This is a genomic window from Ureibacillus sp. FSL W8-0352 (assembly GCF_038004345.1).
Taxonomy (GTDB): domain Bacteria; phylum Bacillota; class Bacilli; order Bacillales_A; family Planococcaceae; genus Ureibacillus; species Ureibacillus thermosphaericus.
The window spans coordinates 3,339,020-3,365,378 of record NZ_JBBOQT010000001.1 but is presented as its reverse complement, the minus strand read 5'-3'; the positions used below and the strand labels follow the sequence as shown (position 1 = coordinate 3,365,378).

Below are 26,359 nucleotides of genomic sequence, written 5' to 3'. Positions count from 1 at the left end.
TACCCCCTTAGGATTTACTATACTTATAAATTACTATAACTGGAATATGAAAATCTATTATTTTCCCCATTTTATTACGGCGCCGCCCCAAGTGAGTCCTCCACCAAATCCAACTAAAACGACTATATCATCATCTTTAATTTTTCCTTCATCAAGTTCATCTTTTAAAGCAAGACCGATTGAAGAAGATGATGTGTTACCGTATTTATGGATGCGTTTTGATAGTTTATCTTCATCTAGCTCTAATCTTTCTCTTGCTGCTTCCATAATGCGAATGTTTGCTTGATGCGGAACTAAGAAGTCAACATCTTCTTTTGATAATCCAGCCTTTTCAATAACGGATAATGCTGTTGCCCCCATTTGACGCACAGCAAATTTAAATACTTCACGTCCGTTCATATAGATGAAATCTTCGTCGTTCATATTCAAATATTTTCCGCCAGTTCCATCTGCACCTAATTCAAATGCTAAAATTCCTCTGCCCTCTGATACTTTACCAACAACTGCAGCGCTTGCTCCATCACCAAATAGTACAGCAGTATTCCGATCTTTCCAATCCGTAATTTTTGATAATTTTTCTGCACCAACAACTAAAACGTAATCATAACTGTTGCTTTCCACATACAATTTCGCTGTTGCAAGGGCATAAATAAAACCAGAGCAGGCAGCTGAAATGTCCATTGCAGCTGCATTGCTAGCTCCTAATCGTTCTTGCAATTGACAAGCAACACTTGGAAAAGCACGGTCCGGAGTAACGGTTGCTACTAAAATCAATCCAATTTGTTCAGGTGAAATCCCACAGTTTTCAAGAGCTTCTTTTGCCGCTTCATATGCCATATCTGAGGAATCTTCATCTTCACGAGCAATTCTTCTTTCTTGAATTCCTGTACGCGTACGAATCCATTCATCATTTGTATCTAAAATTTTCTCTAAATCAAAATTCGTTACAATCTTTTCAGGAACATATTTTCCTAATCCTAGTATTCCTGCATTCATGGTATTTAACCCCCAATTTAATACTTGCGATTAGTAGTTGGTCTTAATTATAGACCATAATAATGAAATTCACAACAGAAAAATTTGTTTGTACGAAAAGTTTATTGTTCATTTTTGTCGTACTATGTTATGATTATTAAGATGAGCAAAGTATATACTAGTAATTAAAGTTCGATAGAGGTGAAACGAAATGCAATATATTATGTCATTCATTTGGGGAATTTTGTTAATTTCTATGTTAAGCTACGTAGTTGGTTCTATTTTAGGAATTACAGTTTTTGACTTTGTTACAACTTTAGTAGTTGCTGTTATTTTCACAGTTCTCGTTTGGGTTGTAGCTGCGATCATTCCTAGCGAATCTCCAAAAGAACTTAAAGCAGATCAACAATAATCTATTCAACAGCTTTGACAAGCACAAAAAAATTAACGAATGGGACTCCTAACTTTCCCATTCGTTTTTTATTTTTCTAACTATTAATTTATGCAATTATCGGTATAGGTATTCGCTTGAACATAATAGCCAAGGAATAGATAAACAGGTGGATACTTCCAAGATTTGAGAATATTAGTCAATATCGAACTCATAATAGTCAACCTGAAGTGGATATTAGACATTCTATGGAACTTATTAGTCAAACAATCAAAATGAGAGGCTGCGATTTACTTTATTAGTCAAAATCGAACTGATAATAGTCAACTTGGGGAAGATATTAGTCATTCTTTGGAACTTATTAGCCAAGCAAACAAAATGGGGGGACAGAGATTTACTTTATTAGTCAAAATTGAACTGATATTAGTCAACCTAAGGAAGATATTAGTCAATCTGTGGAATTTATTAGCCAAGCAAACAAAATGGGAGAACTGTGATTTGCTTTATTAGTCAAAATCGAACTGATATTAGTCAACCTCAGGAAGATATTAGTCAAACTTAAGAACTTATTAGCCAAGCAAATAAAATGAGGGAACTATGATTTGCTTTATTAACCAACTCGAACTGATATTAGTCAACCTGAGGAAGATATTAGTCAAACTTAAGAACTTATTAGCCAAACAATCAAAATGAGAAGCTTAGATTTGCTTTATTAATCAAAATCCATTTTATTTTCGCCTATTTTAAAAAAACGGCTGAGCAAAAAGAGCTCTAGCCGTTTTCACACGTACTTTATTCACCTTTTGCTACTACTAATTGACCTTCTAGTAATGAAACCCTCATCATCTCGCCTGGAAAAATTTCTCCCTTTAACAACTCTCTTGCCACAGCCGTTTCAACATGTCGTTGCACAAATCGTTTTAATGGTCTTGCACCAAATTGTGGGTCAATACCGTTTTCTACAACCCAATTTACCACTTCATCATCCACGATTAGCGTAATTTCATTTTCAGCTACTCGTTGTTGCAATTGTTTAATGTATTTCCAGGCGATTGTAGTAAAGTGTTCATCCGTCAATGCATGGAATAAAATAATATCGTCTATCCGGTTTAACAATTCTGGCTTGAAATGTTTTCGAAGTTCTCTCATTACAACATTTTCAACCTCTTCGTCAACATGAGAGCCTGCTTCCAATAAATACTGAGAACCTATATTGGATGTCATAATGATAACCGTATTCGTAAAGTTTACAAGACGCCCTTGGCTATCCGTAATCCGACCATCATCTAAAATTTGAAGCAAAATATTCGCCACATCTGGATGGGCTTTTTCAATTTCATCTAATAAAATAACAGAATATGGATTGCGACGTACCGCTTCTGTCAATTGTCCGCCCTCTTCATAGCCAACATACCCTGGAGGTGCACCAACTAATCGTGATACACTATGTTTTTCCATATATTCGCTCATATCAATGCGAATAAAATGATCTTCTGAATCAAATAATTGTGCGGCCAATGCTTTTGCAAGCTCCGTTTTCCCTACTCCAGTTGGACCAAGGAAAATGAAGGAACCGATTGGACGGTAAGGATCTTTAATGCCAGCACGTGCACGCCATACAGCTTCTGTTACGAGTTTCACCGCTTCATCTTGACCAACGACTCTTTCATGGAGAGTATCTTTTAAACGCAATAATTTTTCCCGTTCACCTTCCACTAATTTTGTAACTGGAATTCCAGTCCATCGAGAAACAATTGTTGCAATTTCTTCTGCTGTAACTTCTTCTCTTAAAATCCGATTTTCTGAAGCATTGGCTAAAGTTTTTTCTAATTGTTTGATTTCTTTTTCCACAGCAGGAATTTTTCCGTATTGGAGTTCCGCCAATTTATTCAAATCTTGCCTGCTCTGTGCATCTTCAAACTGACGGCGGTACTCATCCAATAATGCCCTTTTTGTTTGCAGTTGCTCCAAACCTTCTTTTTCGAATTGCCATTTCTTTTTTAATTCTTTTTGTCCATCTTTTAGTTGTTGTAATTCTATTCTAAGGGCTTCTAAACGTTTTTTACTCGCCTCGTCCTTTTCTTTCATTAACGCCTGCTCTTCTATTTCCAGTTGCATCACGCGGCGAGTCACATCATCCAATTCTTGGGGCATGGAATCGATTTCTGTACGAATCATTGCGCAAGCTTCATCAATTAAATCAATGGCTTTGTCCGGTAAAAAGCGATCTGTAATATAGCGATTTGAAAGTTGAGAAGCAGCTATTATCGCACGGTCATGAATTCTTACTCCGTGATGCAATTCAAAACGTTCTTTTAAGCCCCTCAATATCGAAATCGTATCTTCAACAGATGGTTCTCTCACCATCACTTGTTGGAATCTTCGTTCTAAAGCTGGATCTTTTTCAATATATTTACGATATTCATCTAACGTAGTCGCCCCGATACAATGAAGCTCACCACGAGCAAGCATTGGCTTTAAAATATTCCCAGCATCCATTGAACCTTCTGCTCTACCTGCACCAACAATCGTATGAATCTCATCAATAAATAAAATAATGCGTCCATCTGATTCTCGAATTTCTTTTAATACGCTTTTTAAACGTTCCTCGAATTGACCACGGAAACTAGCTCCAGCAATCAATGAACTCATATCCAATTCCCAAAGAATGCAATCTTTCAATCCTTCTGGCACATCTTTACGAACAATTCGTTGAGCCAGCCCTTCAACGATTGCGGTTTTCCCAACGCCAGGTTCTCCAATTAACACTGGATTATTTTTCGTTTTTCTGGATAAAATACGAATCACATTTCGAATTTCCTCGTCGCGACCAATAACAGGATCAATTTTCCCTTTTTTTACTTCTTCATTTAAATTGCGACCAAATTTTTCTAATGCACTACGATTATCTTCCTGTTGTAATTGCATCCAATCACCTCTTACGTTTGACCTTCTTTGACTAACTTGATTATAAGATTACGATTATGGAAATGCAAAAAATATCTCCAAAATTATTCAAAAAAACAGCAGATTAATGTGGTATTATATATATAGGTTTAAATGTGTGTCGTTGAATGGAACCGACAAATTAACATCATTATTAAGGATGTGATGAATAGCATGGTCTTAGTCGATATGGTTCCTATGAATTTTAATTCGCTATTTGCAGAACATGGTCTGTTATTGAAAATAGATAAAGGAAATCAAATCTTCCAGGAAGGTGAAAATGCAGAAGAACTTTATCTTATTAAAAAAGGCGCTGTACAATTAAGCAAAGAAACAGAAAGCGGTAAAGAATTGACGCTAAGAATTTGCGGTCCTAACTCCATGATCGGTGAATGTTCTGTTTTTGGTCCTCCTATCAATCATACAATGACTGCTAAAGCAATGATGAATACTGAACTTTTGTCCATGAAAAAAGATTCATTAGAAATGCTTTTAACTGAGCAACCGACATTAATGATTGAATATATTAAATGGCTACAAAATGAACATCTGAAAACCCAAAGTATTTTACGGGATTTAGTGATGCACGGTAAAAAAGGGGCTCTTTACTCAACCCTCATTCGACTTGCCAATACTTACGGCAAATTGAATGAAAACAACGATCTTTACATTGATTTCAATTTAACGAATTCGGATCTTGCCAATCTTTGCTCCACAAGTCGAGAAATGGTGAATCGTATGCTGAATGATCTAAAAAAACAAGGAGTTATTTCATTTGATAAAAGCATCATTACCATTCACAATTTAGAGTATTTGAAGAAAGAAATATGTTGCGAAAACTGTCCGCTATCCGTTTGCCGCATTGATTGAACATGGAGGCTGGGACAAAAGAATCGAGTAGGAGGGAGCAATTAACTCCCGTCCTCTCACACCACCGTACGTACGGTTCCGTATACGGCGGTTCAATTAAGATGATTGACGCAAGTCTTTATAACTTCCGTGAATAGCTGTTCTCTTTATGCCAGTGGTCACTCCACCCTCCAAGAGGTCTCCCACGGGATTCACCGCTTCCTTCCTCAAGTGAGGTACTACGTTTTCTGTGTTCATCATGACTCACTGAATGCCAAGGGCTATTCTCTCTTAATTGTTCGGTCCTTCTTAGTAGTTCTAAACCAACTAATACTATGACCTCTGCTGACTTCTGACGGTTCAGCTACTTATCACTAAGTAGGTTATGAAGCGTACTTCACATATCCGCCAGACCTCCCCGGGTAAGAATGTAATCTTTCCTTCCATCTATCTGCTTCATTTACTCTGTACCACCTTTGGCAGAAAGGACTTTGTTTTGTTTAGCAAACTCATCCAATGATACCTAGCCTTATATGAAGTTCGTGTTCCTCAGACCGGAAGTTTGCCGCTCGCTTCCTTCAGATTCCGCGTCACCACGGACACCCTTGCGTTAAGCTAACTGTTACTTCTGCCTTCACAGTTCGGGACTTACACCCTATAGATTACACCCATGCCAGGCGCACTAAAAAAACACCATTTTCTCACGGGAGAAAATGGTGTTTTTTTGATAATTGAAGAAAATTTGATTTCCGTTCCGGGGACGCTTTCCGCGGGCCCGGCTCGAGCCCAATGTCAGAAACTTATACAACCAATAATTTACAGTTAGTAGGCAACCATCTGGTTGTCTACTTTTAAAAATACTATTCAACCTACAAAGTGTTGATAATTTTCTAAAATCGGCTAAAAAAGGCAATAGGATGCCCGGGGCTTAAATTTTTATTTTTTTAAGCCCCTAATTTATTTACATTTAATAAACAAATAGGTTATATTTATCCTATGTATTGTTTATAGACACCTTTTTTGGTTTAGGGGATACTTTGTTGAGGACAGACCATTCCTTCGTGGGTAGCTTCTCCCAAACCGAATAGGTGTCTTATTTCTTATAATCACTTTCATGATTTTTGTAAACATTCTCTCTCTTTTGATTGGACAATCTTCTAATAATAAGTGAACCATCCTATCTTTTAATTTTCCTATTAAGATATTTGTGTTTACTTGATAATCATGTTTTCGTCTTTTTTTCTTACTCTCCTCATTAATTGTTTCATTGGCATCATTTCTCAATAAACTGACCATATTCGATAAATATATTGATGCATAGAAATCTTGTTCAATTGCGATTTTCGAACTACCCGTGAAATTTTCTATTTCGATTTTATTTTTCACATCATTATATTCTGTTTCAATTCCCCAGCGTTTAAAATAAAGAGATTTAAACTCAGAGATATCAAACTCTTCCTCGGTTAAATTTGTGACAAGTATTTCTTCCGTGCCAGAATCCAGTGGGAATCTAACTACACGAGCAGTAATCACTTGTTTCCTATGTATTATATGAATGTTTTGATCAGCATCTTTCGCTTCGACAATTTCCTTTATCGTATTTTTTTGACATCGCATCACATATTTGATACCAAGGGCATCTAAATAGGCAATAAAATCTCTCGATGGATACCCTCGATCAAATAAAAAAAGATCATTTTTTAATCCAATTTGTACGAGTTCTTCAATCATATCCTTTGCACTATCTCGCTCAGCTACCTTATATGGATTGATTCTAGAAGTAATAATGATTCCATTCTCAAGATCGTAAATACAAGAGGCACTAGCTCTTGCATAACTTGTCTTATGATTTTTTCCATACCCAAAATAATTTCGAAGCTCCTCAGTATCAGGGATTTGGAGCACACTTCCATCGATTGCGCAAAGTCTAAATCCACGATAAGTTTTAAAGGAATTTTCTTCATAATACCAATTCACAATCGCTTTTGTAAGTTTTACAAAAGCGAGAGGAGAAATCTTTTTTCGTGCGGCTGAATAGCCTTGTTTGGAAATACTAATTTCTGATAAATTAAATTTGTCGAAAAAGTCGTCAAGTTCAATTTGGAGGCTCTTTTTAACAAAGTTTAAGCTAAATAGAATAGTATTTTTAAAATTTAACTTCTTTTCTTTTCGTGTAAAATACGTTTCTTTTGTCCGAGATTCAAGCATAAACATCACATCATTCAGCAACTTTCGAGTAATCTCAATTGCCCCTAAAAAAGTACTTTTTGTTTTCAAAAAAACCACCATCCTCGTTTTATTAACCAAAAATTGGATTCTAAAACGATTTTGGTGGCCTTTTTAAAATTACAAGAGGCTTATTACCTAATTTTATAAAAGTTAAATTAAATATTATTTTCCATTAAATGTAACGTTAAGTTGATGACATTGGGCTCGAGCCTCCTCTGATTCAATCCTTCGCTCCTGCGGGGTCTCGAGAGGGCTCGTCGCAGGAAAGCTTTGAATTTACTTCCTTGAACTTGCTCCGCTTTGCGACTAAGCGTGCGCGACAGGAGCACTCGCCCCGTCACTCCAATCAATTTTTTACAAAAAATCTTTTTGCAGCTCGTTCACTTTATTAGTTATGTCCCATCCTTTTTTTAATAGCCCTCTTTATAAGTCAATTTTTTGCAGCCAGAGTTCCTCCAAATGTCCGCAATGATGATCCCTTAATAATTGTTGCACTGCCCCTGCCGCCAATATTCTTCCTTCATGCAAAATAATGACGTCATCAGCCAACTGTTCCGCGAAAGCCAACATATGGGTTGAAAACAATACCGTTGTCCCCCGATTCCGTTCTTGGGCCATCATTTCTTTCAGTTGTGCAATCCAATAGGGATCAAGACCGTTCGTAGGCTCATCCATGATGATCAGCCCATCCCCTCCAATGAGGCTCTGAGCCAGATTTAGGCGCTGGCGCATTCCCTTTGAAAAGGAAGAGACTTTTTGCTTTTTCACTTCAAAAAGCCCGACTTTTTTTAATATTTCATCTTGTTCTCCTTTTCCAACCTTTTTTAGTGAAGCCAGGAGTCCCAGCACTTCTTGCGCCGTCAGCGTGGAAGGAAAATCCACATAATCCGGCATATAACGTACAAAGTCATCCTGATGCCAAATCAGTTCCCCATTCGTCGGCTTCTCCTGCTTTGTCAGCAGGCGAATCAGCGTGCTTTTCCCCGCACCGTTGCCTCCCGCGAGAGCGACGATGCGGCCTTTTCTAATGGTGAAATTGGCATCATGGATTCCCCGATTGTTCTTATAAATTTTCTGCAAATTTTTCGCTTCAACAATCATTTTTCAACACCAAGTTTCTTTAATTTGATGGTTGCCACAATGAGTGGAAGTGCAATCCATAACAACGTCACTGCCACAAACACTATTGTTCCAAACGCTGACTCATAGAAGGCGATCAAATCATAATAAGTCGGACCAAGAACCGCCGTCTGATGGGAAAGGAGGAAATATCCAAACCGCAGCCAATCTGCCGGATTGATATGCAACATGACAATTGTGAGTTTTTGCAACACATGTCCAGGAACAACCGTACCGACAGCCATAACCAAATAAGATAGAAGCAATAATAACAACGCCCACACAACAAGGGAAATGGCAAGGGCATGCAAGCGGTTTTTCGCCAAACTTCCGAGCAATATGGCAATCGATGAGAAAATGAAAATCAAACAGAAAGCGATGCTCAACAATTCAGAAGGAACTTTGACGCCGCCGAATAACCCTCCAAGGGTAAAAACCACCCCAAGGGACAATATAACAATAAACATGAAGGAACCGATCAGCGCAATAAATTTGCCCAACACATATTGGACAATTTTCATCGGATAGGTTTTCAATAAAGAAAACCAGCCGGATTCCACATCCCCCGCCACACTCATTCCTCCAATGGTGAGCGTAAACAGCGGCAATAAAAACAATAGCAAATTCAAAAAAGATGCCGTTTGTCTCGTAAATCCTTCAATATCCGGCAGTGCCAGCTGCTGAATCATGACGATGGCGACAAAAACGAAAATGAAGAGGATGGCCACCAGTTGCAGCCATCTGCTGCGGAGCATTTGTTTCCATTCCAATAAAATGAATTTGCCCAGCATCAGAAATGGATTCCCCATTGAAAATCGTCCAATTGTTCAAAGGAATACACTTCGCCTTCACCGTTCTCTTCCATGTATTGTTCCGCAGCATCTTTGGAAGGGAAGGCGAGCACGCCATAATTCATCGGTGTCCAATAGTCTTTGGAATAAACATAGGTTGCATCTTCCACAGGAAGCCATTCGTTGCCGTCAGCGCTTTTTATATAAGCGGCACCCACTTCCGATTCATCGACATCTTTCAAAAATTCCACCAAACATCCCAAATCATCGAACACTTCATAATCCCCGTTTTTAAAGATCAGTTCCGCCGCATAATCTTCATGGGCAATCCCCATGTTGCACACTTTGCAAATATCAGTTTCCACATTGATTTCTTTCGGCTCATAGGCTTTTTCCGAGCAGCCGACTAAAAACAAGCTCAATGATAAAATGAAAATAAACGTTTTCCATTTCATATTAGGACACTCCTTCTCCAAATAGCGATGCATCCGATTGTAAAAATCAATCCAATGATGAGCTGAGGCAAATGGAATTGAAAATGGAAGGCTTTGTCCCTTTCAAATTGGGTTGCCGGTGTTTCATCCACCAAAAGCTGTTTGGCGGTTTTATTGGTTTGTTGATCGATTTGATTCAATAAAACCACGCTCGGCGCTTCCACATAATATTGGTACACCGGTTTTCTCACGATCCACTGGCCAAAGCTTTGCAATGCCACATAGGACTCGTCCCCGATTCCATCATCGTCGATATCAATCCCTGCATAGTCATCGTAATAATTTTCCTGCAGCTGAATGCCTTTCACATCTGAACGGACATTCACCAAATTCCCTACAAAATCGTTTTTGGCGACCAGGTTCGTGCCCGATTGAATGGATTCAATCGCCGTTTGATTCATTTGAAAAATATTGTCGGTAATCGTGACTCCATCGGATTTTTGAATGGAAAGGGCGACCCGGTTTCCTGAAACGGTATGTTTTTGTATTTCGATATTCTTGACCTCATATAGGGTGATTCCCGTCCCGTTAAACCCATTTTGATAGGAAATATCGTTATTGAATAGGCTTACATTTTCCGTCATCATGATCATAAAACCTGTCACATTTTTCCGGAACTTGTTTTCTGATGCTTCAGCATCTGCACTATACATAAAATGGGTTCCGTACCGGATGTTTTCCACTCTATTGCCTTTTACGGTGATTCCCTTTGCGTTTTCAATGTAAATTCCGTCCTGCACTTTGGAAATTTTATTATGTTTGATGGACAGGTCGTAACTGTCATAGATGGCAATGCCGTTTCGTTTATTGGCAAAATCTTGATCATTACCCGTAACGGCAACTTGCCGAATATCGATTTGTTTGGAATTGTAGATTTCGACCCCGCTGTAAACATGGTTCATTGATACGTTTGAGAGCTGAACATTTTCCGAATTTTTAATGAGAATCCCTGTTCCGGATGTGCGCAATTGCAAATTTTGAATGGACACATCCTTTGCCCCCGTAACCGCAATGACCGGTTCTTCTGGATTTTTGGGAAGAAGGATGACTTTCTCATCCCCAATCAATGTAATCCCCTTGGATATGGATACATTCCCTTCATATGTACCTGCCGAAAGATGAATCGTTGCCCCTTCCCCGGCATCATCGATGATTTGCTGCAAATCCATGTTGGCGTCCGCTTCATGGACAAAGGCTACAAAGCAAATCAGGAATACGAGGTGGCTTATTATATAACGCACGCTGATCAACTACTTTCAAACGGTATTGGGCCGTCCAGAAAACACTTTAGACGGCCTTCACAATTTTTACTTTAGTTCTTTCGATGATTTTTCAAGATGGATTTCATTAATGGTTATGTCCATCATGTGACATATTTTGCATGTTTTGCATATTCCCTTGTTGTTGCTGTTGTTGTTCCGCTTGTTTTTTCAATTTAGCTTCGCGTCTTTCTTTTGCTTCTTGTTTTACGACATCAAGCGCTGTGATTTTGTAGCTAGGGTTGTCTGCGATGAATTGATCTGCATCTTCTTTGTTTTTAAAGAATACGTAACCCCAGTTCATTGGAGATTTTAAATCTGTTTTTACGATCGTTGCATCATCGACAAGTACCCATTCCAATGTATTGTAGTCACGCACATATTTTTGGTTCTTTTCATTGTGCGCCAACTCCGCGTTCAATAAGCAACCGATATCATCATAGAAAGCAATCGTGCCATCTGCTTTGATCGCTTGACCGCTGAATTTTCCTAAATCATCTGTCACTTCATAAACTTTCATATTACACATTTCACATTTCGTATCGGCAGTCGGTTCTTCAAGGCGTGCATCCGGTTTGGATACGGTAACTTTCTCATCTTCTTTATTTTGTTTGTCTTTGCTTACTTCCGTTTGTTTTGTGTCGTCATTTGCATTTTTTGAATCGTTACTTGCATCATCTGATTGTCCACAAGCAGCCAATGTGAACAAAGCGATCAACATCATGAGTGTCAATAATTTCTTCATTCTGATAAGACTCCTTCCAACATATTACTAGAATAAGTTCTACGCTTATTACTTTACTAAGAAGTTGTGAAAAAAGATGAAAGTGTCTGTTAAAAAAATGAGAAATAAAATTGGCAATTTTGTTGCATGCCCGTTTTCATCCCAAACAAAAAGAGCGAACCGGAAAACTCAACGTTTTCCCAATTCGCTCTGCATTTACAATCAAACGAGGTGCCGGAAATGCCTTTTTCGTGCTTATATTTTAACCAAATTATATGATTCAATACATCCGTTTGATTACTGCAATCATCGGATTCCCAATGCCATTTTTGCGTAGCGGGACATCATATCTTTATTCCATGGCGGATTCCATACAATATTGACATCCACATCTTTAATTTCTGGAAGTTCGCTCAACACCGTTTTAATTTGATCCACAATAATTGGACCAAGCGGACAGCCCAATGAAGTCAGTGTCATGGTAATTTTGCAGACACCTTCATCATCCATATCCACATCATATACCAAACCGAGATTGACAATATCGATTCCCAATTCAGGGTCAATGACGTTTTCCAAAGCACCAAGAATACTTTCTTTCATATCCGCATCCATTGCCATCATCCATCGCTCCTTTCAATCCGAAAATGATAACTGTTCTCAATCATCATACTATATTAAAAATTAAAATACAAAAGTTTCGTCTTCTGTCAAATGTTTCGCAAGGAAGTCGGTCACTTTCAGCATCCCTTCCCGATTCACTTTATGCCCCTGGTTTTCATCAATAATCAACTGCAAATGTTCCGGCTGTTGATAGTATGGACGGGCCTGTTCATAAAAATGTACCGCATTTTCCATAGGGACGGTCACATCTCTTTTTCCATGCCAGAATATCACAGGGCGATTGTTTAATCGTTCCGGCGTTTTTGATATATCATATTCAGAAAGAGCGGTATGTATCTGTTCGATTTGCTCATCGCTCAAAGGAAGCGGAATCCCCGCTTTTTCAAACTCCACCAGCTGATAATCCGCAAAGGCGTTGTATCCCGGTGCACCCATGCAAATGCCGGCTGCATCAATCCAATCATATTTCTTCAAACAGCCGCATGTTGTAATTCCGCCCATGCTTGTTCCTGCAATACCCAATTTTTTCGGTTGGAAACGGGATCGGATTTCATTGTATAACTCCCCTACCTCGTGTATAGAATTCAAAACGATGTTCCAAAATTGCAAATTCATTTTTTCTTCGGATAATCCCTCGCATCTGTCGCCATGCAATAGGGCATCCGGCAAAATCACGCGAACCCCTTTTTTCACTAGTTGATAGGCATAATGTAAGTTGTGTTCTTTCGCACTTGTAAATCCATGTAAAAAAATGAGAACGGGTGAACATTCATTCATTTCTTCATTATAAAAATGAATCAGCGGAATATCCTGCCATAATTCTTCATCTATTAACATTAACGCTTCACTCCTCAACAACTCTCTCTTATCAATTATGTTACCAAAAATTATAACTGGTGACAAAATTTTGACGAACTCCAATCGTCGCGATAAAATCGTAAAGACAGAAAGGGGACTTTCCATGAAACAACATCTAATTGTTTTGGACCTGGATGGCACTCTATTGACGGACAATCATACCATTTCGCCGAAAACCAAACAAACCTTGATGAAGGCGAAAGAAGCCGGCCATCTAATCATGATCGCCACAGGAAGACCATTCCGGGCGAGCAATATTTATTATCAGGAATTGGGATTAACCACTCCGATTGTCAATTTCAACGGAGCTTATATACACCATCCAAAAAATCCATCTTGGCAGGCCATCCACTCCCCCATCGATATGCGGGTGGTGCACGACGTCATTGATTCAGTGGATAAATACCAGTATGAAAACTTAATTGCCGAAGTCATTGATGATGTGTATATACATGTGGAAGATCCGACAATGATGAACATTTTCAAAATGGGAGATCCCAAAGTGACCATCGGAAATTTGCGCGGCAACTTGAATGAAAATCCAACAAGTTTGCTCATCCACGCCAATGAAAACAACGTGCCTTTGATCCGCCGACATTTGCAGGAGGTGCATGCGGAACTCATTGAACATCGGCGTTGGGGAGCACCTTTCAATATTATCGAAGTGGTGCGGAAAGGATTAAATAAAGCGGTCGGCGTTTCCCTCATTGCAAAAGATTTGGGCATCCCAAGGGACCGCATCATCGCCTTTGGGGATGAAGACAACGACTTGGAAATGATTGAATATGCCGGCATCGGGGTTGCAATGGGCAACGGCATCAACGAATTAAAAAGCATCGCCAACGAAGTGACCGGAACAAACAATGAAGATGGCATTGCAAATTTCTTATCAGAAAGATTAAAATTATCTTAACATGATTCCATCATGAGGCACCCTTACTTACCAATTTTTGAGAAGGGTGTAATAATTTTATAAAGGATGGAAAGGAGAGTAAAATGATTCTATTCACAGATAGTGCGAGCGATTTGCCAAAAGCTTATTATGATGAGCATAATGTGGTCTTTTTCCCGCTGAAAGTCCACCTCAATGATACAGAATATGATGATGTCATCGGCATCGATCCAAAAGAAGTTTACGATGAAATGAGAAAAGGCGCTGCACCGAAAACTTCCCAAGTATCGCCTGAAATGTTCTACAATACCTTCGAAAAATACGCCCAAAGCGGTGAAGAAGGGGTTTATATCAGCTTTTCTTCCCAACTGTCCGGCACTTACAACACGGCTGTCATGATTGCCGAACAATTGCAGGAAAAGTATCCGGATTTCAAATTAAAAATCATTGATACGAAATGTGCTTCCCTTGGACAAGGCCTTGTTGTGAAAAAAGCCGTAGAATTGAGAGATGCTGGAGTCCCTTTCGATGAGCTCGTTGAAAAAGTGGAAAATTACGCAAAACATATGCAACATATTTTCACCGTGGAAAATCTGGATTACTTGGCAAGAGGCGGACGCATTTCAAAATCAAGCGCGTTTTTCGGTGGCTTATTGAGCATCAAGCCCATCCTGCATGTGGAGGACGGGAAGCTCATTCCCCTTGAAAAAATAAGGGGAAGAAAAAAAGCCCTTGCCCGGATGGTTAACATCATGGCTGAACGCGGCGGAGATTTTTCGGATAAAATCGTCGGAATCTCCCACGGGGATGATTTGGACACGGTGGAAGAAGTGAAAAAGTTGATTGAAGACAAGCTCCGTCCAAAAGGCTTTGATGTCACGATGGTGGGCGCTGTGATTGGTTCCCATTCCGGCCCTGGCACATTGGCGATCTTCTTTACGGATAAAGATTATTAAGAATAAATGTTTAAAGCACCTTCTCGGATTACGAAGGTGCTTTTGATTTTGTGCTATATCCACAGTATTTGTGACAATATCTTCTGATTTAGTGGACATAATGACCGTTGTCCATTATTTACTCTTGATCGGCTCTTTTGCCAATAATTCAATCTCATGCAGTTCAGTCGGATTGTCAAAATCGATGCTATAATGTTTGACCCGCTTATTCACAGGAACAATCTCATAGCTAAATTGGAGTGGGATGACTGGAGCTTGTTCTTCCATATATTGCTGCCAAATCCGAAACTGTTCTGCACGATATGATTGATCAAATGCTTCTGGAGAATCGATTTTTTGAATCGTCTCCTCTAAAAAGTCAGACGTAAAACGGCTAAAGTTAAAGGCATCGGATTTTCCATACAAGCCGGCTGGCGAAGGATTTGTCCCCGTTCCCCATGCAGCCATAAAGACATGGATTTCTGGATCATCTGCCTCCACTTTATCGTAAAAAGCATTCACTTCAATCGGTCTTCCTGTCGTTAAAGTGACATTTAATCCAACATCCCGCCAATTTTGTAAGTAGTAAGCAGCAATTTCATCTTGAATGGTATCTCCTGCCATTGTCGCAAACTTGATTTCCAGCTTATTTCCCTTTGGGTCTTCCCGGAAGCCATCCCCGTCAATATCGATGTAACCTGCCTTGTCTAAAATCTTTTTTGCCTTTTCGGGATTATACGTATATCCTTTCAGCATAGCATCATGGTAAGTTTTAAACGCTGGAGGAATCAATGAATTGGCCCGTTGACGGAAATTGAAAAAGAGCACTTCGCAAACCGCTTCCACATCCAACGCATATCCCATCGCTTGTCTTAAAGCCTGATCTCCCACAGGTGTGGAATTTAAATCTGTCACCACTTCTCTCTTTTTCGGGTCCCATTTTCCCAGCTTAAATCCTAAATAGGAATAATATAATTCTGGCCGCCCTAAAATATCAATGTTGTTGAACTTCTGGATTTCCGGCCATTTTGTTGCAGTGAATCCCGACACAATATCATACTTTCCAGCCCCAATCGCAACAGATACTGAGCTGGATGGAACAACCTCCACAAAGACACCGTCCAATTTCGGTTCGCCTTTCCAATAGTATGGATTTTTCACAAATTGCACAGATTCCCCAGGAACAATTTTATGAAACTTGAATGGCCCGAGTGTCACAGGATTTTTTCGAACGGCGTCGCTTTCAATTAACTTCTTCACAGGAATGCCTTTTAATTGATGACTTGGTGCCGCATACGTCCATAAACCGTCCCCACCGGAAAATATCGCAGGCGATAACTTTTTAAATCGGATTTCTAACGTACGCTCATTAATTTTTCGGATGCCGGAGATGGTTTTCGCTTTTCCTTCGTGGTATTCTTCCACCCCGATAATATTCTTGAATTCCGTATCATATCGGACGCCCGTATAATCAGGATGGGCAATAATTTCGTAAGGCAAAATCAAATCTTCTATTTTGAGTGGCTCACCATCGGACCACCGTACACCTTCACGAATAGTAATGGTCACTTTATTCTCTTCCTGATCCACTATCATGGATGCAATGCCCTCATCATTGATTAAAAAATCGCCATCCATTTCAAAAATGGCATTTGATGCATAGCTCATAATGGCAGCATCGTAGCGGTTTTCATAAAGTTCAGCCAAAAACACTCCTTGGAAAGGTTCATCTTTCACAATCCCTACTTTTAAAATACCTCCTTTGATTGGTGTTCCTTCATTTGTAACGGAAGTCGGCAATGTGATATTTTTTGAATAAACATTCGAATTCATTAGTGCTGTTATGATGATGATCGTGATGCAGAGTAATAATATTTTTCTCATGATGTCCTCCCTTGGTGCTGTTTTAGTTAATATTTATCAATAAATAAAACAATTCATTGACATCATCCATTATCCCAATCGCTGCTTCACATCCACCGATCTCCTTAAAGCTTGGCCGATATAATTGATGGCAAGCATCATGAATAAAATTAATAAAGATGCCGGAAGCCATACCCACCAATATTGTTGCAATACGGCTGGATTATTGGCATAGCTCACTAAGGTCCCTAATGAAGGGGTTGTGGGCGGCAAGCCAAAACCTAAATATGAAAGACCAGTTTCAATGCCGACGTTGCCCGCAAAATTCAATGTTAACTCAACAATTAATAATGAACTTAAATTTGGCGCCACTTCCCTCCGAAGTATGACAAAATCGCTCGTTCCAAGTGTCTTCGATGCGCTCACATAATCCCTTTTGCTTTCTGATAATGCCTTTGAACGAACAAGCCGGGCTGTTCCCGTCCATAAAAAGAGGCTCATAATCAGAATGAAAGAGGTTACCGAATATTTTGGCACAAGGGTTACAAAGACAATGATAAATAACAATGAAGGAATCGTTACGAAAAAATCAATGATTCTCATGATGATATAATCCACCCAGCCGCCGAAATAACCACAAATGAGACCTACCACAATGCCTATAAAACCAGTGATAAGCGTGATAGCAAGAGCAATGGATACGGAGTTTCTGGCGCCAATGATTAGTTGTCCCAAAATATCTTTTCCGCCCTGATCTGCACCTAACAAGTACTTCTCTCCCGGCCGACTATAACGGTCGTACAAATTAATGCGCATCAACTGCTCTTGATCAATGAAGAAAGATGCTATAAAAACAAATAGAATGAACAAAACTAATAAAAAGAGCGAAACCAAGGCGATTTTATCCTTTTGGAATTCCCGAAAAGCAACACCTATTCCTCGTGGACGACCATTTTTTCGATATCGCTTCTTCTTACGTCTCATTTTTCCACCATCCCCTCCTCACTATTCAATTCGAATGCGAGGATCCACAATACTTAAAATAATGTCGGAAAGCAAACTACCTAGCAATGTTAAAAAACCATACAGCATCACTAAAGCGCAAATGACGCTATAATCCCTTGAGGCAATGGAACTGACAAATAATTGTCCCATTCCTGGGTAGCCGAAAATCGTCTCAATAAATATAGATCCGCCAAGAAGTCCGGTAATGGTAAATCCTAAAAAAGCTGCAATCGGAATAAACGAATTTCGCAAAATGTGCTTCGTATAAATTTTCCTTAACGGCACGCCTTTGCTTCGGGCCGTTCGTACATAATCCATTGTTTTTGCATCGATGATTTCCGAACGCAAATATTGAATCACACCGGTCGTACCGAGAATGGCATAAGTAATGGCTGGCAGTAGGATGTGATAAAAACGGTTCCATATGTACTGGATGGTTCCTGGTTCAACTTCGATATCTACGCTTCCGCTTGTTGGAAACCATTGCAATTTGTAGCCGAATATATATAAAAACAACAGAGAAAGTACAAACGTTGGAATGGCATAGGTGATGAAACTATAAAACACAATAAATTTATCTAGTCTTGACTGTTGGTATCGCCCCGCTAAAATCCCAAGAGGAATGGCTATTAGATACAATAAAATGACGCTGACAAAGGATAGCCAAAAGGTGTTCAACGCCCGTTCCCCAATGAGAGAAGTCACATCCCGCTGAAAAGTATAGCTCTTTCCGAAATCACCTTGCAGCGCATTTTTTACCCAGCGAACATATTGTATTGGTAAAGGGTCATTTAATCCCAATTCTTCCTTCAATTCTTCAATTCGTGCTGGGTCAGTTTCGGGTGTAATCATACCTGTAAATGGATCCCCCGGCATCATCTTTGCCATCACAAACACGATGATGCTTAAAGCAATCAGTTGTGGAACCATAAGAATGAGACGACGTACAATGGTTTTCCACATCTATACGACCTCCTTTACGCTCGAAGCCGAAACGTAATGGGTATCGGAAATCGGAATTAAATCATACACTCGTCCATTTTCATCAAAAGCTTTATGAATATGCTTTTCATACACTTTTTCAAACTCTTGTCGAGCCCATTTCCTTTTTTCCCTTCCCACAGGAGTTGTCGCCGGAATGGAATTAAGCAATCGCTTCGTGTAAAGATGCTTTGGATTTTGGTAAATATCCTGCTTTGTGCCGCATTCCACAAACCTTCCTTTATACATGATAAAAATATAGTCACACATATGCTTGACGACTCCTAAATCATGGGAGATAAACAAATAGGTTAATCCAAATTCCTTCTGCACATCTTTCATAAAATTGAGCACTTGTGCCTGTACAGATAAATCAAGAGCTGAAACCGGTTCATCAGCAATAATTAGCTTTGGATTCGTTGCAAGGGCTCTTGCGATATTGATGCGCTGCTTTTGTCCTCCTGAAAATTCATGTGGAAATTTTTCTTTTGAATCGCCCGGCATGCCAACTATCGCAAGAAGTTCATCAATTTTTTTCCTTTCTTCCCTAGGAGTTAAGTTCAAAAAATTTCGAATCGGTTCTGCAAGGATATCAGCAATCCGTTTTCTCGGATTTAAACTGGAATGGGAATCTTGAAAAATCATTTGCACTTCTCGATGAAAATGGGAGGTGCGAGATTTCCTCTCCTTCGTCACATCTTCCCCTTCAAAAAGGATTTTTCCCGACGTTATTTTCTCAAGGCCAATGATCACTTTTCCCGTTGTCGATTTCCCACATCCAGACTCTCCCACAAGCCCGTAAGTTTTCCCCTGTTCGAACTCCATATCTATACCATCTACCGCATACACCCAATCAACGATGGAATTAAAAAATCCCCCCCGAATCGGATAATGCACTTTTAAATCAATGATTTGCATGAAGCTCAAACTGCTTCCTCCTTCAATGATTTATGGAGCTTTTTCATGTTGAAAATTGAAATACTTCCAGCATGTGCACTTCACAAAATGCCCTTTTGAAATTTCGTGGAATATCGGTTGTTCTTCATGAGCATCTTTTGGAATCCATCGAATGCGAGATGCAAATCTGCATCCTGTTCTTGGTAAGTGGGTTAACGATGGAACGATTCCTTCAATGGCGTTGAGGCGTTCATTTGTGGAGTGGAGTTGAGGCATCGAGTTAAATAATAATCGCGTATATGGATGCTTTGGACTGGCAAACAATTTTTGTACTGGTGCTTCTTCAATGATTTCTCCCGCATACATCACCATCACCCGATCGGCCATTTCTGCAACAACCCCTAAATCATGGGTGATCAATATGATGCCTGCTTCTGTTTCATTTTGCAATTCCTTCAATAAATCTAAAATTTGCGCCTGTATCGTCACATCTAGAGCCGTTGTCGGTTCATCAGCTATAATTATTTTCGGTTTACAAGAAATGGCTATTGCAATCATAACCCGTTGCCGCATTCCCCCGGATAATTGATGGGGAAATTGCCTAGCAACTTGTTCAGGTTTTGATATACCGACTTGTTTTAATAATTGTAATACCTTTTCTTCCCGTTCATCACGAGAATAGTCAGTATGATATGTTAACGCTTCTTCAATTTGATCACCAATTCGCATTAAAGGATTCAAGGCGGATAAAGGATCTTGAAAAATCATTGCTATTTCTGCACCGCGAATATGATTCATTTCCTCTTCTGAACATTCCAAGAGATTGCGTTCTCCAAAAAGGATTTTTCCCGTCACCCGCGCATTCTGTTCATGGTGGAGACCGATGATGGCTGTAGCAAGAGTACTCTTTCCACAGCCCGACTCCCCAACAATTGCAAGAATTTCGTTATTTTTTAATGTGAAGGAAACCCCATCCACCGCATCATAAAATGTATCATTTATTCGAAATCCAACATGTAGATTTTGAATGGCCAGTATGTCCATTTTGGGAGAGTCCCCTTTCTTGCAATTGACTTTAATGAAGTGTATGAATTGAAAAGAAGAAAATTAACCTAATTACATGAGAGTTAGTATCTTCTCAATGAATTTTCTACAAATGGGTTATTTTCAAAAATACCTACAATCTTCTCATCATTTTTCTTCGGCATCCTTGCTATTCAGTCAATCGAGTAGGAGGGAGCGATTAACTCCCGTCCTCTCACACCACCGTACGTACGGTTCCGTATACGGCGGTTCAATTAAGATGATTGACGCAAGTCTTTATAACTTCCGTGAATAGCTGTTCTCTTTATGCCAGTGGTCACTCCACCCTCCAAGAGGTCTCCCACGGGATTCACCGCTTCCTTCCTCAAGTGAGGTACTACGTTTTCTGTGTTCATCATGACTCACTGAATGCCAAGGGCTATTCTCTCTTAATTGTTCGGTCCTTCTTAGTAGTTCTAAACCAACTAATACTATGACCTCTGCTGACTTCTGACGGTTCAGCTACTTATCACTAAGTAGGTTATGAAGCGTACTTCACATATCCGCCAGACCTCCCCGGGTAAGAATGTAATCTTTCCTTCCATCTATCTGCTTCATTTACTCTGTACCACCTTTGGCAGAAAGGACTTTGTTTTGTTGAGCAAACTCATCCAATGATACCTAGCCTTGTATGAAGTTCGTGTTCCTCAGACCGGAAGTTTGCCGCTCGCTTCCTTCAGATTCCGCGTCACCACGGACACCCTTGCGTTAAGCTAACTGTTACTTCTGCCTTCACAGTTCGGGACTTACACCCTATAGATTACACCCATGCCAGGCGCACTAAAAAAGCGAAATCAAAACTAGTTGATTTCGCTGAATTTTGAATTATCCTTGAGAACGTTTGCGTTTTCCTCGTTTAATTAAAGAAATGATAAAGACGATGAAAATTATATAAACGAAAGCCATCGCTAGAATATATGAAATATTGATTCCTTGTTCATCAATCACTTGATAAATTTCAACAACTTCTCGGTCTTGGATAATTCTAAAAATCCCGTCTTCACCTTCACGGAAAATTTCACTATTTAACATTCCACGAAGCTCTTTATTTTCTCCAACAAACTCTTTCGGAATTTCAATCTTTTCGCGCATTCCTGTGTTGTTGATGACAATAATCCAATTTTCATCCTCAGAAGAACGCTGGAAAACAATTAATCCATTTTTATTTTGAATTAGATTGAAATCTCCTCTGCGTAGAGTTTCCGATTTATTACGCAACAATTGGATATCTTCAATATATTTTTTTAATTCTGTTTCTGTTTTAAAGTTATAAATTTGATGAGCTTCAGGTCCAGCTTTACCGTTCATGGCAATCTCGGATCCATATTGCATAACCGGTACGCCCGGAAGTAGCAAAGTTGTTGCCAATGCCATTTTTAATCGAGTTGGAGGATAAATTTCCGCTGTATATAGAAAACGATCAGTCTTTACGTTGTCAATCATAATTTGCGTAGGGATTTCCTCTTCTCCCTTTGCATAGGGTTCAAAATGTTTCAATAAATCGGATGTATCTTCATCAATATTTTTAAACGCATGGCTGAAAATTTGGCTTACTTCATCATAAAATTTCGCATCAAATCGAGCATTGCTTTCAGTATTTGAAATCACATAAATTTGTTCATCTACTGATTTAATTGCATCAATCATCTCATTTAAAAATTCTGTATCGGCAATATCGAGATTTGTTAAACGGATACCGTCAACATCATATGTAGAAGCAAATTGGACAACAGCATCAATAAGCGCCTCTTGTACTTCTTCATTTTTTAAATCCCAGCGAAGTTTTCCATTCGATGTCCCTACAATCCAAGAAGCTTTTTTAGGATCTTTTGCCCATTCATGATTTTCACTTACATTTGTTAACGGAAAATCTACCATAATGGACATGCCATTTTGTTTCACAATTTGAATCAACTTTTTGAACTCTTCTTCTGTCCCAAAATTAGGTTCCAATTGATGATAACTTGTCACCATTGAACCGTCATAAGATTCTGTTGCAAAGACGGAGCCGATGGAAACAATCGTAAATCCCATATCTTTAATGTCAGAAAGTTTATCTATAATCCCTTGAAAATCCCCACCAGCGAATTTTGCTGGATTTTTTGGATCGGTTTTCGAAATATCGTCATTTTCATTCGTCGCATTAAAATAACGATCGACTAATAAATCGTATATACTCTCATCAGCAATTGAACGGGGTTTTTCAGCGCTTGCGATAGGCGTTGAGAAACTTGCAAATAATAATGTTGCCATTGCTGTCGTTCGAATCCATTTACTGAGTTTCAACATAATCCCTCTCCTTTAAACCAATCAACGACATTTTACCAAAAATATAGATACAACTCCCAATAAAACATAAAAGTTTAATAAAATGCGCTTATTTTTTGTCTAAAGTGTGACAAAAAATATAGAACCCCTCATGGTTATTCGTTCTTTTTATCTTCGAGTCCAATGAATTCTTCATTTCTATGATTACTCGGTTTTTGCAAAAAAACAAAAAGAATAAAAAGTAACATTAAAACAATCACAAATACAAGCATAACGATTGGAATCATAGCACATTCCCTTTCTTTTTTCTCATATTTGTTGAAATTATTTTAGAGTAATTGAGCAATAATTTCTATCTACAAACTAAAAAAACGCAAAGTATAAAATATACTTTGCGAACTCACGAATGATTAAGCTAAGAAATTCATTCCCATTGGTAATTTAAAGCCAAAGAATAACGTTAAAAATAAGAATATTGCAAATAAAACCCAAAATATTGTTGTGGGTTTGTCTTTAGCTTTACGAACAAGAATCATCTCCATCATACCAATCACTAAAATACCTAAAAGCAATTTGATTCCATAATTCAAGCCTTGACCGTAGTCCATTGCTTCAATAAATAAAGCTCCACCCGTAATGATAATAAGGATGTAAAATAAGCGTAATGCCATTTGCAATCCTTTGTTTGGTTTAATGGCAGCAATTAAAAACAAAATGATTCCAACAAACCATGTTGTGATGTGTAAATGCGTTGAACTTGTTAAAAAATCCATCTACTTCCCACCTCATCGTATATTTCATAGAATATCCTAACACGTGAATAGTTTCTATTCAAATATAATACTTCTTTTTATTTTGTATTTATTTTAATACAGTAAAAGAATCCGCAAGTCATCACAGTGAATGCAATCATTGCGGATTCAATTTCGTATCCATTTTTTTAATTTGATTCAAAACGATTTGTTAATGTACCAATGCCTTCAATCGATATCTTCACTTCATCTCCAGCTTTTATAAATTGTGGAGGATTCATTCCTTTCCCTACCCCGGCAGGAGTCCCTGTTAAAATAACGTCGCCAGGTTCTAGTGGAACATGGTGAGAAATAATCGAAACCAACCGATCTACTGGGAACATCATATCTCCTGTATTTCCATTTTGGCGAACTTCCCCATTCACTTTCGTTACAATCGTCAAGTTTTGGGGATTTGGAATCTCATCTTTCGTTACAATGTATGGTCCCATTGGGCAAGTAGCATCCAAACTTTTACCTAAAAAATATTGTTGGTGTCTCTGTTGAATATCACGGGCTGTGATATCATTAGCAATCGTATACCCAAAAATATAATCATAAGCCAATTTTTCAGGTATATCTTTTCCGAATTTGCCAATGACAACTGCCAGCTCTCCTTCATAGTCAAGAGAGTCCGTTTTTCCTTCATGCACTGGTAAAACTTCGTGGTCTGCAGCAATCGTTGTCGGTGACTTTGTGAAAATGACTAAATCAGATGGAGCAGCTTCCACTCCCATTTCCTTTGCATGTTCATCATAATTTTTGGCTACACAAATAATATTTTTTGGAGTTCTTGGAATTGGCGATAACCATTCAATTTTGCTAAATGGTAATTTAAACTTTTCAACCACTCCTGATTTTTCTGCTACTTCTACTAATCTTCTAATTTTTTCAACAAAATCATACCCTAATGCAATGCCTTCAATAATCGTCTGCGGGAACGATGGTAGCACTTGAAGCGTTTCTTGAATTGCTAACACATCCCAAACTGCTTCTTCTTTTTTTACTTTTGGACCAAATTTCACTTGATTATTGAATTTAAAGGATAAAATTTTCATTCGTAATAGCCCCTTTTCATTTTCACAAATTCTATTAAACTACGAAGCGTAGTATTAATAACATATTACATGAAAATCATTTATATTGCTTAATTTTCCGTAACGTTTTTTCCATAAGTGATGCGTTTTACAGCTTTTTCAAGCGGTCCTTGTTGATATTTCAAAAACCATAATTCAGATAAGGCTAACTGAACGACATAAATACCAATGGCGATGACAATTCCCATCATTACATCCACTTTTCCATATAACCCAAAACCGAAATTGTAAAATAATAAAGTGCAAATGATAGACTGCATGATATAGATAGTTAATGACATGCGTCCTACTTTAGCGATTGGGGTTAGTAGTTTTGTTGCAAATGGTATGAGACAAAGTACGACAATTAAAGATGCATACCCTACGGCTAACATGGGCCCTCCTATATAAACTCGGACATACTCTAATAAATAAGTCCGCGTTACATGAAAAGGCACACTTTTAATAAAAAGCCCTCCAGCAATACAAATAATCGTTAGTATAATCCACATCATTTTCAATTCTTTTGCCCGTTCAACTAAACGCCACTTAGCAGCAGCTGCTCCAATCATCATATATGGCAAAATCGTAAACAACGCGCTAATCCACATACCCGGAGCCATTTGAACCGCTAAATCATTTAAACGTTGAAAAAAGGCATCAGTCCAAGTTCCAATACCATACGCTGTAATCGCATTATTAATTGCAGTAATATCGACATGAGGAGTTTCAAACTCTGCATTCGCTATACCTGCAAGGGCATATAAGGAGAGGATGAAGAAATGCAATAGACCATTCATTGCTAAAGCAACGGTTAGCAACCATCCACTCTTTAATTTCAAACATAAAATTAAGAAAAATCCGCAAAAAGCATACATCGTAAGGATGTCTCCCCACCAAATAAGAAACGCATGCAACAATCCAATTATGAATAACACAACGAGACGTTTTGTTGCGAAAGGATAAAATCTCGTACCGGTTTGTTCAGCTTTGATCCACTGCATCGCTAAACCATAACCAAACAACATCGAAAATAAAGGATAAAAACTGCTTTGTACATAGATATCTAATGTTTGATATAACATTACATCCTGATAATCCGTAAACCAGCTATGCAAATCAAGAATATGGGGAAGCGGCAGGGAAAAGGCAAAGATGTTCACTATTAGAATGCCAAGCAAACTAAATCCCCGCATAATATCAAGGGTATGAATTCTTTCATTCAAAGACGTTGGTTGAAACACTACATTCGACCTCCTAAATACAATTAAACTATCATTTTCATGCAATTCTTACAAGAAGAAACGTC

Annotated in this window: 25 protein-coding genes; 4 read left to right on the top strand and 21 right to left on the bottom strand. The window is 38.7% G+C overall.

The window, feature by feature from the left end; translation table 11 throughout:
- Positions 1-57: 57 nt before the first annotated feature.
- Positions 58-996, bottom strand: coding sequence for a beta-ketoacyl-ACP synthase III (locus NST98_RS16780; protein ID WP_340715606.1), 939 nt, complete (start codon positions 994-996; stop codon positions 58-60).
- Between the two features lie 190 nt (positions 997-1,186).
- On the opposite strand from NST98_RS16780, the gene NST98_RS16775 reads away from it, so the two are divergent.
- Entirely contained in the window at positions 1,187-1,387 is a 201-nt protein-coding gene (locus tag NST98_RS16775; protein ID WP_016838218.1) for a DUF2929 family protein, read from the top strand.
- Between the two features lie 771 nt (positions 1,388-2,158).
- Here NST98_RS16775 and NST98_RS16770 read toward each other — a convergent pair.
- On the bottom strand, positions 2,159-4,294 hold the full coding sequence (locus NST98_RS16770; RefSeq protein WP_340715605.1) for an ATP-dependent Clp protease ATP-binding subunit: 2,136 nt from the start codon (positions 4,292-4,294) through the stop codon (positions 2,159-2,161).
- A gap of 180 nt (positions 4,295-4,474) precedes the next feature.
- On the opposite strand from NST98_RS16770, the gene NST98_RS16765 reads away from it, so the two are divergent.
- Positions 4,475-5,182: a Crp/Fnr family transcriptional regulator gene (locus NST98_RS16765; RefSeq protein ID WP_445684049.1), complete on the top strand. Its 708-nt coding sequence runs from the start codon at positions 4,475-4,477 to the stop codon at positions 5,180-5,182.
- 96 nt (positions 5,183-5,278) lie between these two features.
- Here NST98_RS16765 and NST98_RS16760 read toward each other — a convergent pair whose 3' ends face one another.
- The 9 genes from NST98_RS16760 to NST98_RS16720 form a co-directional block, all read right to left on the bottom strand.
- On the bottom strand, positions 5,279-5,422 hold the full coding sequence (locus NST98_RS16760; protein WP_172597779.1) for a hypothetical protein: 144 nt from the start codon (positions 5,420-5,422) through the stop codon (positions 5,279-5,281).
- A 744-nt stretch (positions 5,423-6,166) separates the two neighbouring features.
- A complete protein-coding gene (locus NST98_RS16755) occupies positions 6,167-7,447 on the bottom strand; it encodes an IS4 family transposase (protein ID WP_340715701.1) in 1,281 nt (426 codons plus the stop codon).
- A 366-nt stretch (positions 7,448-7,813) separates the two neighbouring features.
- Positions 7,814-8,491, bottom strand: a complete 678-nt coding sequence (locus NST98_RS16750) for an ABC transporter ATP-binding protein (protein ID WP_340715604.1) — start codon at positions 8,489-8,491, stop codon at positions 7,814-7,816.
- Complete coding sequence (locus NST98_RS16745; protein ID WP_340710262.1) at positions 8,488-9,318, bottom strand: ABC transporter permease; 831 nt, start codon at positions 9,316-9,318, stop codon at positions 8,488-8,490. The genes NST98_RS16750 and NST98_RS16745 overlap by 4 nt, the downstream gene beginning before the upstream one ends.
- Entirely contained in the window at positions 9,300-9,755 is a 456-nt protein-coding gene (locus tag NST98_RS16740) for a nitrous oxide reductase accessory protein NosL (RefSeq protein WP_340710260.1), read from the bottom strand. Before NST98_RS16740 ends, NST98_RS16745 begins: the two co-directional genes overlap by 19 nt.
- A complete protein-coding gene (locus tag NST98_RS16735; RefSeq protein ID WP_340715603.1) occupies positions 9,752-10,963 on the bottom strand; it encodes a right-handed parallel beta-helix repeat-containing protein in 1,212 nt (403 codons plus the stop codon). The genes NST98_RS16740 and NST98_RS16735 overlap by 4 nt, the downstream gene beginning before the upstream one ends.
- Positions 10,964-11,141: 178 nt before the next feature.
- Positions 11,142-11,798, bottom strand: coding sequence for a nitrous oxide reductase accessory protein NosL (locus tag NST98_RS16730; RefSeq protein ID WP_340710256.1), 657 nt, complete (start codon positions 11,796-11,798; stop codon positions 11,142-11,144).
- 285 nt (positions 11,799-12,083) lie between these two features.
- Positions 12,084-12,392 (bottom strand): metal-sulfur cluster assembly factor, encoded by a 309-nt coding sequence (locus tag NST98_RS16725; protein ID WP_340705477.1) that lies wholly within the window; start codon positions 12,390-12,392, stop codon positions 12,084-12,086.
- Between the two features lie 69 nt (positions 12,393-12,461).
- The gene (locus NST98_RS16720) at positions 12,462-13,238 is read right to left on the bottom strand and encodes a prolyl oligopeptidase family serine peptidase (RefSeq protein WP_340715602.1); all 777 of its coding nucleotides are present in this window, start codon (positions 13,236-13,238) and stop codon (positions 12,462-12,464) included.
- 124 nt (positions 13,239-13,362) lie between these two features.
- Here NST98_RS16720 and NST98_RS16715 point away from each other — a divergent pair, with 124 nt between their 5' ends.
- Together NST98_RS16715 and NST98_RS16710 are read left to right on the top strand one after the other, a co-directional pair.
- Positions 13,363-14,172 carry a Cof-type HAD-IIB family hydrolase gene (locus tag NST98_RS16715; RefSeq protein ID WP_340710253.1) on the top strand — a complete coding sequence of 270 codons (810 nt, stop codon included), beginning with the start codon at positions 13,363-13,365 and terminating at the stop codon, positions 14,170-14,172.
- Positions 14,173-14,255: 83 nt separating this feature from the next.
- The gene (locus NST98_RS16710) at positions 14,256-15,107 is read left to right on the top strand and encodes a DegV family protein (protein WP_340710251.1); all 852 of its coding nucleotides are present in this window, start codon (positions 14,256-14,258) and stop codon (positions 15,105-15,107) included.
- Positions 15,108-15,221: 114 nt separating this feature from the next.
- Here the strand turns inward: NST98_RS16710 and NST98_RS16705 are convergent, their stop codons facing one another.
- From NST98_RS16705 to NST98_RS16660, 10 genes are all read right to left on the bottom strand, one after another.
- Positions 15,222-16,970 (bottom strand): oligopeptide ABC transporter substrate-binding protein, encoded by a 1,749-nt coding sequence (locus tag NST98_RS16705; protein WP_340715601.1) that lies wholly within the window; start codon positions 16,968-16,970, stop codon positions 15,222-15,224.
- Positions 16,971-17,039: 69 nt separating this feature from the next.
- A complete protein-coding gene (locus NST98_RS16700) occupies positions 17,040-17,933 on the bottom strand; it encodes an ABC transporter permease (protein WP_340715600.1) in 894 nt (297 codons plus the stop codon).
- A gap of 21 nt (positions 17,934-17,954) precedes the next feature.
- Positions 17,955-18,917, bottom strand: a complete 963-nt coding sequence (gene opp4B / locus NST98_RS16695) for an oligopeptide ABC transporter permease (protein ID WP_096550506.1) — start codon at positions 18,915-18,917, stop codon at positions 17,955-17,957.
- Positions 18,918-19,862 carry an ATP-binding cassette domain-containing protein gene (locus NST98_RS16690; protein ID WP_340715599.1) on the bottom strand — a complete coding sequence of 315 codons (945 nt, stop codon included), beginning with the start codon at positions 19,860-19,862 and terminating at the stop codon, positions 18,918-18,920. It abuts the gene before it with no gap.
- Between the two features lie 21 nt (positions 19,863-19,883).
- Positions 19,884-20,876 (bottom strand): ABC transporter ATP-binding protein, encoded by a 993-nt coding sequence (locus NST98_RS16685; protein ID WP_340715598.1) that lies wholly within the window; start codon positions 20,874-20,876, stop codon positions 19,884-19,886.
- Between the two features lie 254 nt (positions 20,877-21,130).
- A complete protein-coding gene (locus NST98_RS16680) occupies positions 21,131-21,274 on the bottom strand; it encodes a hypothetical protein (protein WP_172597779.1) in 144 nt (47 codons plus the stop codon).
- 466 nt (positions 21,275-21,740) lie between these two features.
- On the bottom strand, positions 21,741-23,204 hold the full coding sequence (locus NST98_RS16675; protein ID WP_340715597.1) for an alpha-amylase family glycosyl hydrolase: 1,464 nt from the start codon (positions 23,202-23,204) through the stop codon (positions 21,741-21,743).
- A 389-nt stretch (positions 23,205-23,593) separates the two neighbouring features.
- A complete protein-coding gene (locus tag NST98_RS16670) occupies positions 23,594-23,956 on the bottom strand; it encodes a DUF1516 family protein (RefSeq protein ID WP_340715596.1) in 363 nt (120 codons plus the stop codon).
- Positions 23,957-24,123: 167 nt separating this feature from the next.
- Positions 24,124-25,032, bottom strand: a complete 909-nt coding sequence (locus NST98_RS16665) for a fumarylacetoacetate hydrolase family protein (RefSeq protein WP_340715595.1) — start codon at positions 25,030-25,032, stop codon at positions 24,124-24,126.
- A gap of 89 nt (positions 25,033-25,121) precedes the next feature.
- Entirely contained in the window at positions 25,122-26,294 is a 1,173-nt protein-coding gene (locus NST98_RS16660) for a DUF418 domain-containing protein (RefSeq protein ID WP_340704358.1), read from the bottom strand.
- Positions 26,295-26,359 lie beyond the last annotated feature (65 nt).